Here is a 14,753-nt window from a genome sequence, read left to right as displayed (position 1 = left end):
TCCGCTATCTACCTGGTCGATGACTTGACTAACCGATGTAGGTACGGAGGAAGACCATGGTCGATGATGTGAACCGCTCGCTTGTCATCGAAAACGAACGTGTCTTCGCCACGGACCGCGCCACGCTGTTCAGAGCTTTTTCAGCTAAGACACTCTTGGAAAAGTGGTGGGGACCACACGGCTTCACCAACCGCATCGAGAAATTCGACTTCGTCGATGGCGGCACATGGGTGATCGTCATGACATCCTCCAGCGACACCGACTTCGAGAATCATTGGACGTTCGACGAGATCCTGCAGGATGAGCGTATTGCTGCGTTTCATCACGGACCGATGCACGCATTCGGCCTTGAGATCGGCTACCACGACGATGAAAACGGAACACGCCTTACCTGGCGCATGTCCTTCGAAGACACCCAGGACAATCGCGATATCGAGAAATTTCTCTCTGCCGCCAATGAGCAGAATTTAGACCGGCTGGAAACCGTGCTCTCGACCATAAAAAAGCGCCGCTGATACCAAAGCTATACGGCGATACATGCAAGGCATGTAGCGACCAAAAAAAAACCTTCAGTTGCAAATAAAGAAAATGCACCCTAACTTGATTTAACTAAGTTGAGGGGATTTCATGTCGAAGAACATCGTCATTCTGTTCGATGGCACATCGAACGAGATTTCAGCGGATCGCACCAATATTCTGCGCCTCTTTGGAGCGCTGGAGCGGTCGGAACAGCAGATCGTCTATTACGATCCCGGCGTAGGCACATTCGGCGCCAGCAATGCCTGGTCGAAGGTTTATCGCAATACGATCGAGATCTGGGGACTGGCCACTGGCTGGGGCATGGACCAGAACATCAAGGAAGCTTACCGTTTTCTCATCGAGAATTACGATCCTGGGACAAAAGACACGAATGGCAGTCACACGGATCGTGACCGCATTTACATATTCGGATTTAGCCGCGGAGCGTATTCCGCAAGGGTTTTAGCTGGCTTCATCCACGCGCTCGGCCTGATGAGCCGTCAGCATCTCAACCTCCTGGATTATGCCTACAACACCTATAAGGGCATCCCCGTCCAGGAAGAGGTTGACCACGACAAACTTCAGGAAGACGAGGGACGCTCGGCCTTCGCCTCGATGCGTCTCTATGAGCGAACACTGCGCACCGGGCGCCCGCCAATCAAGCTGCTCGGCCTGTTCGATACGGTTGCCTCCGTCATAGAGCCGGGCAAGCATTGGGTGCAGATGAAAACGCACCCTTTTTCCAATATGAATCCCAGCGTCGAATGGGTACGCCATGCCGTGGCCATAGATGAACGTCGCACGATGTTTCAGCCAGAATTATGGATCCCCGATCAGGACTACAGAGGCAGCCCATTCAAGAAAGTGAAGGGGAAACAGAATTTCAAACAAGTCTGGTTTGCGGGCGTGCATGGCGATGTCGGCGGCGGCTATCCTGAGCCGGACAGCGGTCAAGTCAAGATTCCACTCGAATGGATGATCAGAGAGACCGAACCAACGGGCTTGCTTTATCGAACCCAAACCGTTGAAGATATTGTCAAAGGACAACGTAGCAACAGATATGTCAGCCTGAACGCAACAGCAGACCTGCACGATTCCATGAGCCTCGGCTGGAAACCGCTGGAGTATCTTCCTCGTCGCGTACCTGAAAACTCATGGCGCAAGCGGGGCGATAGTCGCTCGATTTATATCCCGTTCCGGGATCGTCGTTTTATTCCAGAGAGAGCCATGCTGCACAGTTCGGTACGCATCCGTATGGAGGGCGGCGGTTATAATCCGCCCAATCTACCGAAAGACCCATTCTTTGTGGATTGATGGACACCTCTCCCGAGCTGACTGACCGGCGATTGGCCGCCTCCACTTTCGCAAAGGCGGCCTGGCCCATCATGGACCCATTCATCCGGAATAATCCCGGAGGAATTTCCACATCAGAAGTGACGCGACAGCCAGCGTCGTCCACATCGCAAAAGCAACGCAGACTGACATGATCAGACTTGCGACCCGCCTCGTCATCGGGCGGCACCTCCAGGGGTTGGTCCGGGAACAACGCTAAGGGTGAATTTTCCACCTGTCTTGAAGCACTCGACGGGAACGTTAAAAGGTAAAAACCAACGGCTGGATTTTTTCGCCGCCATGTCTCGCATTGCACCATTTACGCTCCGAAACGATACCGCAATGCAGCATGCGCCTGTTGATAACCTGATTGCAGCTCACATGAGCCGTTTCACCGACGCGAAATCCTCGCGAAAACGGGCAATCTCTTTCTCTTTCAAATCCTCATCAACAATACGCAGTAGGTAGGATGGATGAACGGTAACGAATAGCGTCTCGCCTTCTTCCATTGCGATTGGCTCGCTGCGAACATCTGCCAGCTTCTGCCGCATGTCGGTCAAAGCGAAGAGCGCCGTCGCTCCCATTGCAATGATAAGTTTCGGTTTTACCAGTTCCAGTTCCTGGCGCAGCCACCAGCGGCATTGCCGAACCTCCCCCATATTAGGCTTCTGGTGGATACGCCTTTTCCCACGTGGCTGATATTTGAAATGCTTCACTGCATTGGTCACATAAAGCCTGTCGCGCTCAATCCCAGCGAGCTTCAGCGCCTCATCGAATAGCGTTCCAGCAGGACCTACAAACGGCCTCCCCGCCAGATCTTCATGGTCGCCGGGCTGTTCGCCGACCACCATCACATCTGCATCCGCTGGCCCTTCTCCAAACACCGTCTGGGTTGCTAGGCAATGGATGTCGCAACGCGTGCAGGAGCGTGCAGCTTCGCTGACCGCAGCGAGTGTGCCCACTGCAGGAAGGGGCTGTGTCGGCACCCTCGCCGCGGCCTCCTGTATGCGATGATGGAACGGCAAAGGCTCGCTCGCCCGCTTGACGGCCATTTCAAGCACATCTGCCTCTGCTTTGGCGATCATGCCGGGAATGAGTTCCGCCTCGGGCAGGTTCTTCCAGTATTTCTTCGGCATCTCGGCCATCATCATCTTCACCTTCAATCGCGCCGGATTGAAGATGGAAGCATAATAGGTGCGCCAGAGATCATCGGTCTCATCGCGCAGATCTGGCCTTGGTGCAGGATCGTCGTTCACCTTCAATTCTTCGCCATCCCAGGAAGCCGACCCCTTGGGCGTGGCAATCAACCAGTCCATGTCTGTAAATCGCCTTTGAAAGAATGGCGCCACACGAGCGACGATGAAGTGATCCGGCTCGAACCACGCCACGAAGCGCCGCCGCCCCACCTTCCCCTCCGGCAGCGAAATTTCCTTGAAGCGCACGAAAGCCGTCATCTTGTGACAGTCACGCCCCACCGACTTCGCGAGCTGACGCGCCGCGGCCACATCACGATCGGTCGCCATGTTGAGCAGACCGTGCGAATGGAAGAGCCTGAACAGCAGCCGATAGAGAAGTGCAAATCGGGTTGGATCGGAATGGCAGAGAACCGCCTCGGCCAACCGGATGAAAGAAGGCTGCACACTGATTTTCGGTGGCGGATTTGCCGGCTGCGGAAGTCTGTTGTCGTCGAAGCCGAACAGGCCGTCAGCATCGTCCATCGTCCGCCATTCGATGAATTCAGGCGTAATTCCGGCCATCATGAAACCCCGGGCCGCATCCCGCCATTCATCAAGATCGCCCCGCCCCCGCAAGGAATAGCGAAACATCATAACAGCGACAGTTGCTCCGGCTTGGGTTGAAACATGGCGCGAAGATCAGACCGGTCGACCAGCCGGTGTGGCGTCCAGCCGTCACAGATGACAAAGGGTTGTATCTTCCGGAGCGACACGTTCAGTCGCTTCAGATCATCCAGCCTGAGTTTTCGGAACCGCCGAGACGACAGAATGCCGTTGACCGCTTTGGTGCCGAAGCCCGGAACCCTGAGCAACATCTCGCGATCTGCACGATTGACATCGACTGGGAACCGATCGCGATGAGACAATGCCCAGGCAAGTTTTGGATCGAGATCGAGATCGAGCATTCCACCATCACGTCCCGACGTAATTTCCTCAATGTCGAACCCGTAGAAACGATAGAGCCAGTCGGCCTGGTAGAGTCGGTGTTCACGCATCAATGGCGGTTTGATCAGCGGCAGCTTTTTCGACGAATCCGGGATGGGACTGAAGGCCGAATAATAGACACGCTTCAATCCATAACTTCCGTAAAGCCTGGCACTGGTGCCAAGGATCGTGGCATCACAGGCACCATCGGCTCCGACGATCATCTGCGTGCTCTGCCCCGCCGGTGCGAATTTGCGCCGCCGCTTGGTCTGCAATGTCGGCTCAGCCATTTCCTCGATCTTCAGTCGCAGATTCCCCATTGAGCGACGGATGTTCGCCGGCTGCTTCTCCGGTGCGAATTTCCCGATCCCGGCGTCGGTCGGCAATTCGATATTGATCGAAAGACGATCCGCATAAAGCCCCGCCTCCTCGATCAGATGAGCAGAAGCTTCAGGGATAGACTTCAGATGGATGTAGCCGCGGAAGTTATGGATCGTCCGCAATTCCCTGGCGATCCGCACCATCTCCTCCATGGTGTGATCGGAGGAGCGGATGATCCCCGAAGATAGAAAAAGCCCCTCGATATAGTTACGGCGGTAAAATTCGAGCGTAAGCCAGATCACTTCTTCCGGCGTAAAACGTGCACGCTCCACATTGCTGGAAGAACGATTGATGCAGTAGGCACAGTCGTAAATGCAGAAATTGGTAAGCAGGATCTTCAGAAGCGAGATACAGCGTCCATCAGGCGCATAGGCATGGCAGATACCTGATCCTTCCGTCGAACCGAGCCCTCCGCTTGCCGACGAATCACGCTTCACGGTCCCGCTCGACGCGCAGGAAGCATCATATTTTGCGGCGTCCGAAAGGATCGCCAATCGTTCTTTCAGCGATTTCTTCATTGCGTATGTTCACTATATGTTCCAATCGCCACTGTCAAGAGATTGACAAACGGGCGCGGTTCACATCACATGCGGCACGCGGGAGATATGGCATGGTTTCGAAATTCCTCGTAAGGGACATCGAAATTCTGATATAGTGACCCTACATTTTGACGTTGCGATGGTTCCGAAGTTCACGCTCCGGAACCTGTTTCTTTTTGTGTTCGCGGCATCCGCGGGCACGCCCCTGAAGGACAAGAAAATGGTTGAAAAGGTACCGATGACGCAGAACGGCTTTGTCCAGCTGCAGGAAGAACTGCGCTGGAGGCAGCAGGAGGAGCGTCCCCGTATCATCGAAGCGATTGCGGAAGCGCGCGCCCATGGCGACCTTTCGGAAAACGCTGAGTATCACGCTGCCAAGGAAGCCCAGAGCCACAACGAAGGGCGCATTACCGAGCTGGAAGACCTGACAGCCCGCGCAGAAGTCATCGACCTTTCCAAGATGTCCGGCTCCAAGGTCAAGTTCGGCGCCACTGTAAAACTGGTCGACGAAGATACCGAAGAGGAAAAGACCTACCAGATCGTCGGCGATCAGGAAGCCGACGTGAAGGCCGGTCGCATCTCGATCTCCTCCCCGATCGCCCGCGCAATGATCGGCAAGGAAGCAGGCGAATCGATCGAAGTCGTTGCGCCTGGCGGCTCCAAGGCCTACGAGATCCTTTCCGTTTCTTGGGGCTGATCGCCGTGGCCGAGGGCCAGAATAACATTCATCACAATCCGGCAGTCGTCGATATCGGTGAAGTCGAGGTCATAGCACCTAACTTCAAACGGCGGCTGTCCGGCGTCACAAGTACGATCATCCAGCTGGTTCCTGTTCAACGCGCCCTTGGCTACAAGGTGGCGGCTCTTGGACCGGGCCTGCCGGATACCATCCCGCATATCCGCTTTCGTGATACTCTCCGCCTGTGGCGGCGACCTAGGGGGAAGCATACCCGTGTCTGGCACGCGCGTCGCAATATAGAGATGTTAGCAGGTCTGGTATTGCGAGATTTTCTACGTGTACCGATAAAGCTTCTGTTCACCTCCGCTGCTCAACGCCGTCACAGTTCCTATACCCGTCGCTTAATACGTCGTATGGATGCAGTGGTCGCCACCTCGGTTCGCTCTGGTTCTTTTCTGGACGTGTCGCATAGCGTAATTCGCCACGGCGTTGATCTTGAGCGATTTCATCCCGCAGCCAAGGGCGAAGACACGATTGAGGAAACCGGTCTTCCTGGCCGGTATTTGATCGGATGCTTCGGTCGCATACGACATCAGAAAGGCACCGACCTATTCGTGCAGGCGATGATTGAGCTTCTGCCAAATTATCCTGACTGGACGGCGGTGATATCAGGCCGCGTTACCCCGGAGCATGCCGGCTTCGCCGATAGACTGAAGGCACAAATTGCCGCTGCAGGGCTTTCGGATCGTATTCGCTTTCTTGGGGAGGTTGACGATATCAAGCCTTGGTATCGCCGTTTGACGCTTTACGTAGCGCCGTCCCGCAACGAAGGCTTTGGCCTGACGCCGCTAGAGGCTATGGCGTCACAAACAGCAGTAGTGGCAAGCGATGCGGGCGCGTACGCTGAAATGATTGTGCCGGGTGAAACGGGCATCTGCGTGCCTGCCGGCGACTATAATGCACTGCGCGATGCGATCCGGATCTATCTCGCAGACCCCACCCGCGCAGCCCATAATGCGGAAGCGGGTCTTAGGCATGTAACCAACACATTCGCGCTGGAAAATGAAGCTCGATCCCTAATTCATGTATATGAGAAGCTTATAGGATCAGGGCCGGCTGGCAAAATAACAATCAGCCCTTCAAAAGGGATGCAGAATGACTATGACTGATAACGAGAAAAAAAACGCCTTAACCACGGAAAATTTGCGCTCGCCGCAAGAGTGGAAGAGTTTCTTCTCTGGTTTTTCACATTTTGTGCTTGTGGCAAACAGCGACGAGCAATCGCTTGAGGCGATCCGTTCATCGTATCCCGAAACGGCTCTCTTCATTTTCTTCAATCGCGTCAACAAGGTTTTGAGCAAGCCATTCGATGGCAATTCCATCCTTGTTACACGAAGCAATCAGGCAGGCTCAGAACTCGTTTATCGAGACATTCTCGGACAAATGGTGTCGCTTCTCCCCTCGCCGGGCTTCAAGGGGGTCCTCAATATGAGGGTGGTCGAATTCGAGCATCTGATGGAGCCTTCGCAATTCAAGCAAACCCCGGCCGGAACACTGGATCTCGCCGAGTATTTCCGCAGTTTCTACCCACGAGAGCATACAGCGAGTTCAGGTTTCGCAATGGCACTATGGCTGTGTGAGCATATTCCGGCTTCAAAGGTCGTGCTCACTGGTTTTTCGGCGACCCGAGGCAAGAAATGGAAGCTTTTCCTTATCCATGACTGGGTCTTTGAACAATCCGCGCTCAATCTTCTGGCAATGAACGGACGCATCGAGTTTTCTGGAAAAACTGTTCAAAACCCTTATACGGCGCTTCTCCAGCGCTTTCCGGATCTGAAGAACGAAGATGTGCTGTTCGCTTCGGTGCAAACCCTGTCCATGCAACTTGAAAACAGTAAGCGGCATATCGACAGACTGATTTCCATTACAGCACCGTTACGCCTCCTTTACGACGGATTCAAAGCCTTGAAACGCAAATCCAAGAAGGACCGGATTCTGGCCGCCAACAGGAAGTGAGGGAGGCCATGTCCCCCTCCAGCGCACAGGCGGGTCTCAACCGATGCGCCATTGAGGCGCATGATGGAAGACCAGTTTCAATCTCGCGCAAACCACTTACTCGGCGTCCGCGCAGGCCTGCGAAAGATCGACATTGTGCTTTTTGAGGAACTCGATCATCCCAAGGTCCTGAACCGTTTCCGCTTCGACGCGCTGCAGGGTTCTTAATACGCTTTGTTTGTATCTCTCGCTGGATCGTCCGTTTCCGCGATCGATTTTCTCCATAAGCTCCTGCTCGGATCGGCTATAATAGTGATTGAGCTGCAGGTATTTTGAAGAATAAAACGCCCTTTCCTTCCGGCCCTCGCGCGTTGCGCGTACACCGGCATCGTTCGAGTTTATCTCACCAAATGTCCGCGTGCAAAAATGGTGCACACCAACCTGAACGACTTCACACGGGTCAACAATACATTTGAATGCCATGCCGTTTTTTTTATCGTTACTCGGAATAACGCTGCGCATTGTAAAATTGAAAAGAGTGGAACCCGCCGGCTTCGTTTTGTGCCCGCTTGTTCCAAACATGTGCCAAGGCAACGAAACCACCGGAAAACCGCCAGCGCCTTCAAGCGCCTCCTCGACTGTGCTCCCTATCTTGGGAAGCAAAAATTCGTCGACATCAATAAAGGCCATCCATTTATAGGCGGCTCCAAAATTAAGTATAGCGTGTGCAAAAGCGATGACTTGAGTATCGAGAAATTGCTTCGATCCCTCGTCAATCATCCGACTGCTCCACGGAAAAATCGTGAACTCGTCAGGTGACAATATCTCCTTGATGACATCGATCGTTCTATCTGTCGATCCATCGTCGTAGATATAGAAATGACGCACTCCAACGGCGCGATGAAACAGAAGCCAGTCCCCAATGTAAGGAGCCTCGTTTTTGGCGCGCGCGGCTATGGCTACACCGCGCCGATCATCAGACGGCTGTGGCGGAGAGATCAGGAGATTTCTGGTAAATATAGTTTTTTTGCCGAACAAGCGCATTTCAATTTCCATACATTGGAAGCGCAGAGCATCTCTACGCAGTAATGTCGACCCCTATATCGACCGGCAAAAATGATCAATGTCCGGATCTTCTGAACGCAAAGCGATCATCGTAATCGAGACCGCATTTCAAAAGGGCCGAAACGGAAGAAAAGTTGAGTAACTGTACATTCCGTTCAGCAGCCACGTCCCTAATCAACGTGAAAAACGATAAAATGCGAGCTTCCGCGCTGGAAATGCCGGAATAGGCGACATCGTTGTTTATTTCATAAAATCGCGGCTGGTTCGCATTGGAAATATCTATGCCGAACAGTCCTATCTGGGCGGGTTCACAATAAAGCGCAAACTGCAAAGCGCTGACAGCCACGCTACCGCCCTGGAATACTCCGGCATCGGGATCCAGGGAGAGGGCTGCCTGCTGCCCGCTTTCCACAATCGGGACGCCAAGCGCACGGACTTGCTGGATGGTGCGACGGGCGACCCTGTATGGCTTGCGAATATTGTCTATGAGAATGACTTTCTTGTCGCGCAGCCAAGCGGGATCGCACTCGCAAATGGCCCTGCTCACGCCGACCGAAAGAAGACATATCATGCCCGGCCTTATTTTCTCTCGCATGAGCTCGAAATGTCGCCAGACGAAGCGTTCGTCCTCTATAGCTACCGCCAAGGGCTCGACTACAGGGCTGGCTATCAGGCTGATCGCCCCGTTGAGCAGGATGCAGGTCCCCGGCTCCACCCGGCTCATGTCGTTGTCGGCAACTGAAGGTCCGGACCCGACAACATGAATAATCGAACTTGAAGCGGCCTTTAGAACTCGGGCACCATAAAGTGGTGCCACCTGTTCTTTTCTGTAAATGATCGCACCTTCCCTAGCGTTTGAAACCGCAATGATTTCAAGCCCCGGAAGCCAATCCTGGGCATGCGACCACTTTCGTCCGCAAATTAACTTGAGCGCTAACTTCAAGGCCGAGCGAAAAAGCGGACGATTGGAGTAGCGCATTGCAGTCAGACTTCCACCAAACCCAACTGTTTGACTTGCCGGATGGTCAGCATCGTCCTCACCGTATCGACATGTTCGTCAGCAGTCAGCACCTCGATAACAAAGTCCTGGAATTGCGTCAGGTTCTCTGCGGTACAGCGCAACAGAAAATCGCTGTCTCCATTCACCATCCAAGCCTCCCGCACCAGCGGCCACTGCTGCACCGTGGAGGCAAATCCCTTGAGGTCGGCATCCGACTGACGCTTCAATCCGACCATACAGAAGGCAGTAAGGTCGAAGCCGAGTTTCTGGCCGTTCAGGAGCGCGTGATACCCCTCGATGATACCGGCCTCTTCCAGCTTGCGCACACGCCGAAGACAGGGTGGTGCGGAAATGCCGACACGTTCGGCGAGCTCCACATTGGTGATGCGCCCGTCCTGCTGGAGCTCCTTCAGAATCTTTATATCGATGGCATCGAGATCGGCGCGGAGCACGGTATTCCCCCTTGGATGGGATGGCTTTTAATCGAAACAGCGTTTAACGCAAGGCGTAAGCAAATACAGCCCCGCGGAACCGCGCACCAGATGTCGCAGGCAAAGTTCGCAGGGATATTTGGAGAAGTTGTTACAATCCGCATGCCAAATCCGGTTCTCGACGCCATACGCTCGCGACCAACTGTCCTGTTGTTAATGCAAGCCTGCCCTTGCACTGACGCATGGATCGACATTAGATGACAGTCAAAAAGCGGCAGAACAAAAACGCCCTTCCTATATGGGGCGTAGTTCATATCCGCGCTTGAAAGGAAATATTCATGTCCGCTCGTCACACGGAAGTGCTGATCATCGGTTCAGGCCCCGCCGGATACACCGCAGCCATCTATGCAGCACGTGCCATGCTGAAGCCGGTCTTGATCGCCGGCATGGAACAGGGCGGCCAGTTGATGATCACCACGGATGTAGAGAACTATCCGGGATTCGGCGATCCCATCCAAGGCCCCTGGCTGATGGAGCAGATGCTCAAGCAGGCAACCTATATGGGCGCCGAGATCGTCAATGATCTTGTGACGGAAGTCGAAACGACCACCCGCCCCTTCACCGTCAAAACCGATTCCGGAACGGTCTGGACTGCGGACACGATCATCATTGCGACCGGCGCAAAGGCAAAATGGCTGGGCATTGAAAGCGAACAGCATTTCCAGGGCTTTGGCGTATCGGCCTGCGCTACCTGCGACGGCTTCTTCTATCGCAACAAGGATGTGATCGTGGTCGGCGGCGGAAACTCGGCCGTCGAGGAAGCGCTTTATCTATCGAACATCGCCAAGTCGGTCACCGTCGTGCATCGCCGTGACGAATTCCGCTCGGAAAAAATCCTGCGCGAGCGCCTCTTCCAGCGCCCCAATGTCAAGGTCCTGTGGAACACCGAGATCCACGAGATTACCGGCAAGCCGGCCAAGCCGCCGCTTCCGCCTTCCGTGGAAGGCGTCAAGCTGCGCAACACGCTGACCGGCGCAATCACCGAACAGCCGATCGACGGCGTCTTCGTCGCCATCGGCCATGCGCCGGCAACGGAACTGTTCAAGGACAAGCTCAAGATGAAGGCAGGCGGCTATCTCTGGACCGCGCCCGATTCGACCGCAACAGACGTGCCTGGCATCTTTGCCGCAGGCGACGTGACCGACGACACATTCCGGCAGGCGATCACCGCGGCCGGAATGGGCTGCATGGCCGCTCTTGAGGCCGAGCGTTACCTGGCCGGCATCCAGCCGGTCTCCATAGCTGCGGAGTAAGCATGGGCGTTCCTTTAGACTGGGATAAATTGCGCATTTTTCATGCGGCAGCCGAAGCCGGTTCATTCACGCATGCCGCCGACAAGCTGCATTTGTCCCAGTCGGCGATCAGCCGCCAGGTCAGCGCCCTTGAACAGGACGTGGGCGTAAAGCTGTTTCACCGCCATGCCCGCGGCCTGATCCTGACCGAACAGGGCGAACTGCTCTATCGCACCGCCCACGATGTCCTGCTCAAGCTCGAAACCGTCAAGGTTCAGTTGACAGAAACGACGGACAAGCCTTCCGGCAAACTGCGCGTCACCACCACGGTCGGTCTCGGCCAGGGCTGGCTCACTGACAAGGTGCAGGAATTCCTGCAGCTTTACCCGGAAATGTCTGTGCAGCTGATTCTCGACAACGAGGAAGTCGACGTCAACATGCGCCATGCCGATTGCGCCATCCGGCTTCGCCAGCCGCAGCAATCCGATCTGATCCAGCGCAAGCTCTTCACTGTGCATATGCATGTCTATGCGGCACCGTCCTACATCAACCGCTTCGGTGAGCCACAAACCGTCGAAGATCTCGACAACCATCGGATCATTACCTTCGGCGAACCCGCGCCGAACTATCTGCTCGATGTAAACTGGCTCGAATATGCTGGCCGCAACTCTGATAACACGCGCGCCCCGCATCTGCAGATCAACAGCCAGACCTCAATCAAGCGAGCCTGCCTGCTCGGCATCGGCATCGCCGTTTTGCCGGATTATATCGTTGGACGGGATCCGGGACTGATTCAGCTGGCCATCAATGCCGACATTCCGACCTTCGACACATATTTCTGCTATCCGGATGAAATGAAGAACGCGGCGAAGCTTAAGGCCTTCCGCGACTTTATCGTCACGAAAGCCAGAAACTGGAATTTCTAAATCCCGGCATGCAAAGTAAATCCAACGCGTTGCTGCCCGACTCTTGCATTTATGCAAGTTTTAAGACAAAGCCATGCGCCCAAAGCATGGCAGTCTTGCACAAAATATGATTGCGCAATGCACAAAAAACCATCATATCGCACTCAGCTGATGCACATGGTGGCTTTCCTCCCAGTTCCACCGCAGCAGCTGTTCCCCTCTGGAGGTTCATTTTTGACCTTCACACTTCAAAGGGCCCTGGAGCGATCCGGTGGCCCTCTTTTTTTGCCCTTTTGTAGCTAATCGCACAAAGCTGCGCCAATCTGCTGCAGCAATAATCATCTCTCTGCGTTTAATATCTTCACCAAGCCCCTTGTGTGGAGCAGTGTGCAACCCCATATTGATATCAGTCGATGGCACGATGGTTTCCCGCCATCCGCGTCGACTGTTCCCCTCTGGAGGTTTTTTGACCTTCACACTTGACGGGCCGCGGAGAAATCCGTTGGCCCGATTTTTTTGCCTCTTTAAATCGGAAAAATACGATCTATATATCGACTGGAGGCGATACACGATGATGATAGACAAGACAGAGATTCTGAAGGCATTGGCTCACCCGGTACGGGTGTCGTTTCTGGAATGGATGCGAGAACCTGAACAGCATTTCTGCGACCAGGCTCACCCGCTGGAAATGGGCATCTGCGCCAACCAGTTCGAAAAGAAATGCGGCCTGTCGCAATCGACGGTTTCTGCCCACCTCGCCACGCTCGAAAAGGCAGGACTGCTGAAGACGAACCGCATCGGCCAGTGGGCATTCTACAGCCGCGACGAAGAAAATATCGCTTCCTTCCTGAATGAGCTGAAATCGACACTCTGATCCAGCTTCCCTCCTCCCCTATGCCAAACGTAAAAGGACTTTCACAATGACCACACTCTTCGACCCGGTGAAGTTTGGTGACATCCAGCTGGCCAACAGGATCGTCATGGCGCCGCTCACGCGCAACCGCTCGCCCAAGGCAATCCCGAACGATCTCAACGCAGCCTATTACGAACAGCGCGCCTCTGCCGGCCTTCTGATCACCGAAGGCACGCCGGTCACACAACAGGGCCAGGGTTACGCTGACGTGCCGGGCCTTTATCTCCCGGAAGCCGTCGCCGGTTGGAAAAAAGTAACCGACGCCGTTCACAAGAAGGGCGGAAAGATCGTCACGCAGATCTGGCATGTCGGCCGCGTATCGCACGTTTCGCTGCAGCCGAATGGCGCAGCACCCGTCGCCCCTTCGGCAATCCCGGCTGGCGGCAAGACGTACATCATCGATGAAAATGGAAATGGCGCCTTCGCCGAGACTTCGGCTCCGCGTGCGTTGGAGATCGCCGAAATTTCCGGAATTGTCGCCGATTATGCAAAGGGCGCACGCGCTGCAATCGATGCCGGCTTTGACGGCGTGGAAATCCATGGAGCAAACGGCTACCTTATCGACCAGTTCCTCAAGGACGGCGCCAACCAGCGTACGGACGAATACGGCGGCTCGATCGAGAATCGCGTTCGCTTCGCGCTGGAAGTTGTCGACGCCGTGGCCAAGGAAATCGGCGCCGGCCGGGTCGGCATCCGCCTCTCCCCGGTCACGCCTGCAAACGGTATCACAGAGAGCCAGCCACAGGCCGTATTCAACCACCTGATCAAGGAACTCGGCTCGCGCGGCCTTTCCTTCATTCACGTCATAGAAGGCGCAACGGGCGGAGATCGCGATTTCACCCAGGGCGGCAAGCCGTTCAATTATCAGGAATTGAAGGATATCTATCGCAAAGCCGGTGGGTCAGGAGCATGGCTGGTCAATAATGGCTACGACAAGGCCGCAGCCGAGCAGGCCGTGGAAAGCGGATATGCCGATGCAGTGGCTTTCGGCAAGCTGTTCATCGCCAACCCGGATCTCGTAGAGCGCTTCCAAACGAACGCTGAGCTCAACGAGCTGGACAAGGCCACCCTCTACGGCGGTGGCGCCAAAGGCTATACCGATTATCCCAACCTCGATACGGCTGCCTGAAACTAATCAACGAAACCGGGGGCCGCTTAACGCGGCCCTTTTTCTGTCATGGGCGAACCCGAATTCACGACGATCACACGCGAGCTAGCGCGCACCTGCCTGCTCGCCATCACCATCCTGAACCTCAGCCTCCGGGCGATCGCCTCCGTCGCTGTGTTCACTGTGCCAGACACCCTTGTCGTCCTGCCAGCTGATCTCTTCCGGTTCGCCGCCGACCTGCTGTTCCGCCGCCACGATGCGCGCAGCCTGCATAGCATCTGAGCGGCTTGGAAAAGTCTCGGAGAAAACATCGCCGAGACGATAGGCCCAACCGCCGTCATGCGGCACGATCTTGTAAACGACCTTGGTCATAAATCCTCCCTAACGCGTGGCCGCATCACGACACATCGGACATCTGTCCGCCTGCGGCACCGT

Annotated in this window: 16 protein-coding genes; 9 read left to right on the top strand and 7 right to left on the bottom strand. The window is 55.0% G+C overall.

Going from position 1 to position 14,753, the window contains the following annotated elements; translation table 11 throughout:
* Positions 1-56 precede the first annotated feature (56 nt).
* Positions 57-515: an SRPBCC domain-containing protein gene (locus MRBLMR1_RS04675; protein ID WP_148147532.1), complete on the top strand. Its 459-nt coding sequence runs from the start codon at positions 57-59 to the stop codon at positions 513-515.
* Positions 516-627: 112 nt separating this feature from the next.
* Positions 628-1,833, top strand: coding sequence for a T6SS phospholipase effector Tle1-like catalytic domain-containing protein (locus MRBLMR1_RS04670; RefSeq protein WP_148147531.1), 1,206 nt, complete (start codon positions 628-630; stop codon positions 1,831-1,833).
* 395 nt (positions 1,834-2,228) lie between these two features.
* On the opposite strand, the gene MRBLMR1_RS04665 is transcribed toward MRBLMR1_RS04670, so the two are convergent.
* Positions 2,229-3,677, bottom strand: coding sequence for a UdgX family uracil-DNA binding protein (locus tag MRBLMR1_RS04665; RefSeq protein ID WP_500064039.1), 1,449 nt, complete (start codon positions 3,675-3,677; stop codon positions 2,229-2,231).
* Positions 3,677-4,909 (bottom strand): putative DNA modification/repair radical SAM protein, encoded by a 1,233-nt coding sequence (locus tag MRBLMR1_RS04660; protein WP_148147530.1) that lies wholly within the window; start codon positions 4,907-4,909, stop codon positions 3,677-3,679. Before MRBLMR1_RS04660 ends, MRBLMR1_RS04665 begins: the two co-directional genes overlap by 1 nt.
* A 241-nt stretch (positions 4,910-5,150) precedes the next feature.
* Here MRBLMR1_RS04660 and greA point away from each other — a divergent pair, with 241 nt between their 5' ends.
* The 3 genes from greA to MRBLMR1_RS04645 are packed head-to-tail and all read left to right on the top strand — an operon-like array spanning position 5,151 to position 7,625.
* Positions 5,151-5,627, top strand: a complete 477-nt coding sequence (gene greA / locus MRBLMR1_RS04655) for a transcription elongation factor GreA (RefSeq protein WP_148147529.1) — start codon at positions 5,151-5,153, stop codon at positions 5,625-5,627.
* 53 nt (positions 5,628-5,680) lie between these two features.
* Entirely contained in the window at positions 5,681-6,778 is a 1,098-nt protein-coding gene (locus tag MRBLMR1_RS04650) for a glycosyltransferase family 4 protein (protein WP_500064038.1), read from the top strand.
* Positions 6,771-7,625 carry a 3-deoxy-manno-octulosonate cytidylyltransferase gene (locus MRBLMR1_RS04645; RefSeq protein ID WP_183685847.1) on the top strand — a complete coding sequence of 285 codons (855 nt, stop codon included), beginning with the start codon at positions 6,771-6,773 and terminating at the stop codon, positions 7,623-7,625. Before MRBLMR1_RS04650 ends, MRBLMR1_RS04645 begins: the two co-directional genes overlap by 8 nt.
* Before the next feature lie 96 nt (positions 7,626-7,721).
* Here the strand turns inward: MRBLMR1_RS04645 and MRBLMR1_RS04640 are convergent, their stop codons facing one another.
* From MRBLMR1_RS04640 to MRBLMR1_RS04630, 3 genes are all read right to left on the bottom strand, one after another.
* A complete protein-coding gene (locus tag MRBLMR1_RS04640) occupies positions 7,722-8,642 on the bottom strand; it encodes a glycosyltransferase family 92 protein (protein ID WP_500064037.1) in 921 nt (306 codons plus the stop codon).
* Between the two features lie 82 nt (positions 8,643-8,724).
* A complete protein-coding gene (locus MRBLMR1_RS04635; RefSeq protein ID WP_148147526.1) occupies positions 8,725-9,648 on the bottom strand; it encodes a WaaZ-like lipopolysaccharide core biosynthesis protein in 924 nt (307 codons plus the stop codon).
* A gap of 5 nt (positions 9,649-9,653) precedes the next feature.
* Positions 9,654-10,121 carry a winged helix-turn-helix transcriptional regulator gene (locus MRBLMR1_RS04630; RefSeq protein WP_148147525.1) on the bottom strand — a complete coding sequence of 156 codons (468 nt, stop codon included), beginning with the start codon at positions 10,119-10,121 and terminating at the stop codon, positions 9,654-9,656.
* Between the two features lie 317 nt (positions 10,122-10,438).
* On the opposite strand from MRBLMR1_RS04630, the gene trxB reads away from it, so the two are divergent.
* Both trxB and MRBLMR1_RS04620 read left to right on the top strand, forming a co-directional pair.
* Entirely contained in the window at positions 10,439-11,413 is a 975-nt protein-coding gene (gene trxB / locus MRBLMR1_RS04625) for a thioredoxin-disulfide reductase (RefSeq protein WP_148147524.1), read from the top strand.
* Between the two features lie 2 nt (positions 11,414-11,415).
* Positions 11,416-12,318: a LysR family transcriptional regulator VtlR gene (locus tag MRBLMR1_RS04620; RefSeq protein ID WP_148147523.1), complete on the top strand. Its 903-nt coding sequence runs from the start codon at positions 11,416-11,418 to the stop codon at positions 12,316-12,318.
* A gap of 207 nt (positions 12,319-12,525) precedes the next feature.
* On the opposite strand, the gene MRBLMR1_RS04615 is transcribed toward MRBLMR1_RS04620, so the two are convergent.
* Positions 12,526-12,717 (bottom strand): hypothetical protein, encoded by a 192-nt coding sequence (locus MRBLMR1_RS04615; protein ID WP_500063759.1) that lies wholly within the window; start codon positions 12,715-12,717, stop codon positions 12,526-12,528.
* Between the two features lie 157 nt (positions 12,718-12,874).
* On the opposite strand from MRBLMR1_RS04615, the gene MRBLMR1_RS04610 reads away from it, so the two are divergent.
* Both MRBLMR1_RS04610 and MRBLMR1_RS04605 read left to right on the top strand, forming a co-directional pair.
* Entirely contained in the window at positions 12,875-13,171 is a 297-nt protein-coding gene (locus MRBLMR1_RS04610; protein WP_148147669.1) for an ArsR family transcriptional regulator, read from the top strand.
* Between the two features lie 46 nt (positions 13,172-13,217).
* Positions 13,218-14,339: an alkene reductase gene (locus MRBLMR1_RS04605; RefSeq protein ID WP_148147522.1), complete on the top strand. Its 1,122-nt coding sequence runs from the start codon at positions 13,218-13,220 to the stop codon at positions 14,337-14,339.
* A gap of 84 nt (positions 14,340-14,423) precedes the next feature.
* On the opposite strand, the gene MRBLMR1_RS04600 is transcribed toward MRBLMR1_RS04605, so the two are convergent.
* Positions 14,424-14,690, bottom strand: a complete 267-nt coding sequence (locus MRBLMR1_RS04600; protein ID WP_112505080.1) for a DUF2188 domain-containing protein — start codon at positions 14,688-14,690, stop codon at positions 14,424-14,426.
* Positions 14,691-14,753: the final 63 nt, after the last annotated feature.

It is taken from the genome of Neorhizobium sp. LMR1-1-1.1 (assembly GCF_040675795.1).
In the GTDB taxonomy this organism is placed as follows: domain Bacteria; phylum Pseudomonadota; class Alphaproteobacteria; order Rhizobiales; family Rhizobiaceae; genus Neorhizobium; species Neorhizobium cellulosilyticum.
Note: the sequence above shows the minus strand (reverse complement) of the source record. Positions and strands in the feature narration are given on the sequence as shown.

What these genes read in the sequence shown, in the direction of transcription:
- trxB (WP_148147524.1), top strand. Translation starts at nt 10,439, where the DNA reads ATGTCCGCTCGTCACACGGAAGTGCTGATCATCGGTTCAGGCCCCGCC.
- MRBLMR1_RS04635 (WP_148147526.1), bottom strand. Translation starts at nt 9,648, where the DNA reads ATGCGCTACTCCAATCGTCCGCTTTTTCGCTCGGCCTTGAAGTTAGCG.
- MRBLMR1_RS04645 (WP_183685847.1), top strand. Translation starts at nt 6,771, where the DNA reads ATGACTGATAACGAGAAAAAAAACGCCTTAACCACGGAAAATTTGCGC.
- greA (WP_148147529.1), top strand. Translation starts at nt 5,151, where the DNA reads ATGGTTGAAAAGGTACCGATGACGCAGAACGGCTTTGTCCAGCTGCAG.
- MRBLMR1_RS04665 (WP_500064039.1), bottom strand. Translation starts at nt 3,677, where the DNA reads ATGTTTCGCTATTCCTTGCGGGGGCGGGGCGATCTTGATGAATGGCGG.
- MRBLMR1_RS04600 (WP_112505080.1), bottom strand. Translation starts at nt 14,690, where the DNA reads ATGACCAAGGTCGTTTACAAGATCGTGCCGCATGACGGCGGTTGGGCC.
- MRBLMR1_RS04660 (WP_148147530.1), bottom strand. Translation starts at nt 4,909, where the DNA reads ATGAAGAAATCGCTGAAAGAACGATTGGCGATCCTTTCGGACGCCGCA.
- MRBLMR1_RS04605 (WP_148147522.1), top strand. Translation starts at nt 13,218, where the DNA reads ATGACCACACTCTTCGACCCGGTGAAGTTTGGTGACATCCAGCTGGCC.
- MRBLMR1_RS04670 (WP_148147531.1), top strand. Translation starts at nt 628, where the DNA reads ATGTCGAAGAACATCGTCATTCTGTTCGATGGCACATCGAACGAGATT.
- MRBLMR1_RS04620 (WP_148147523.1), top strand. Translation starts at nt 11,416, where the DNA reads ATGGGCGTTCCTTTAGACTGGGATAAATTGCGCATTTTTCATGCGGCA.
- MRBLMR1_RS04675 (WP_148147532.1), top strand. Translation starts at nt 57, where the DNA reads ATGGTCGATGATGTGAACCGCTCGCTTGTCATCGAAAACGAACGTGTC.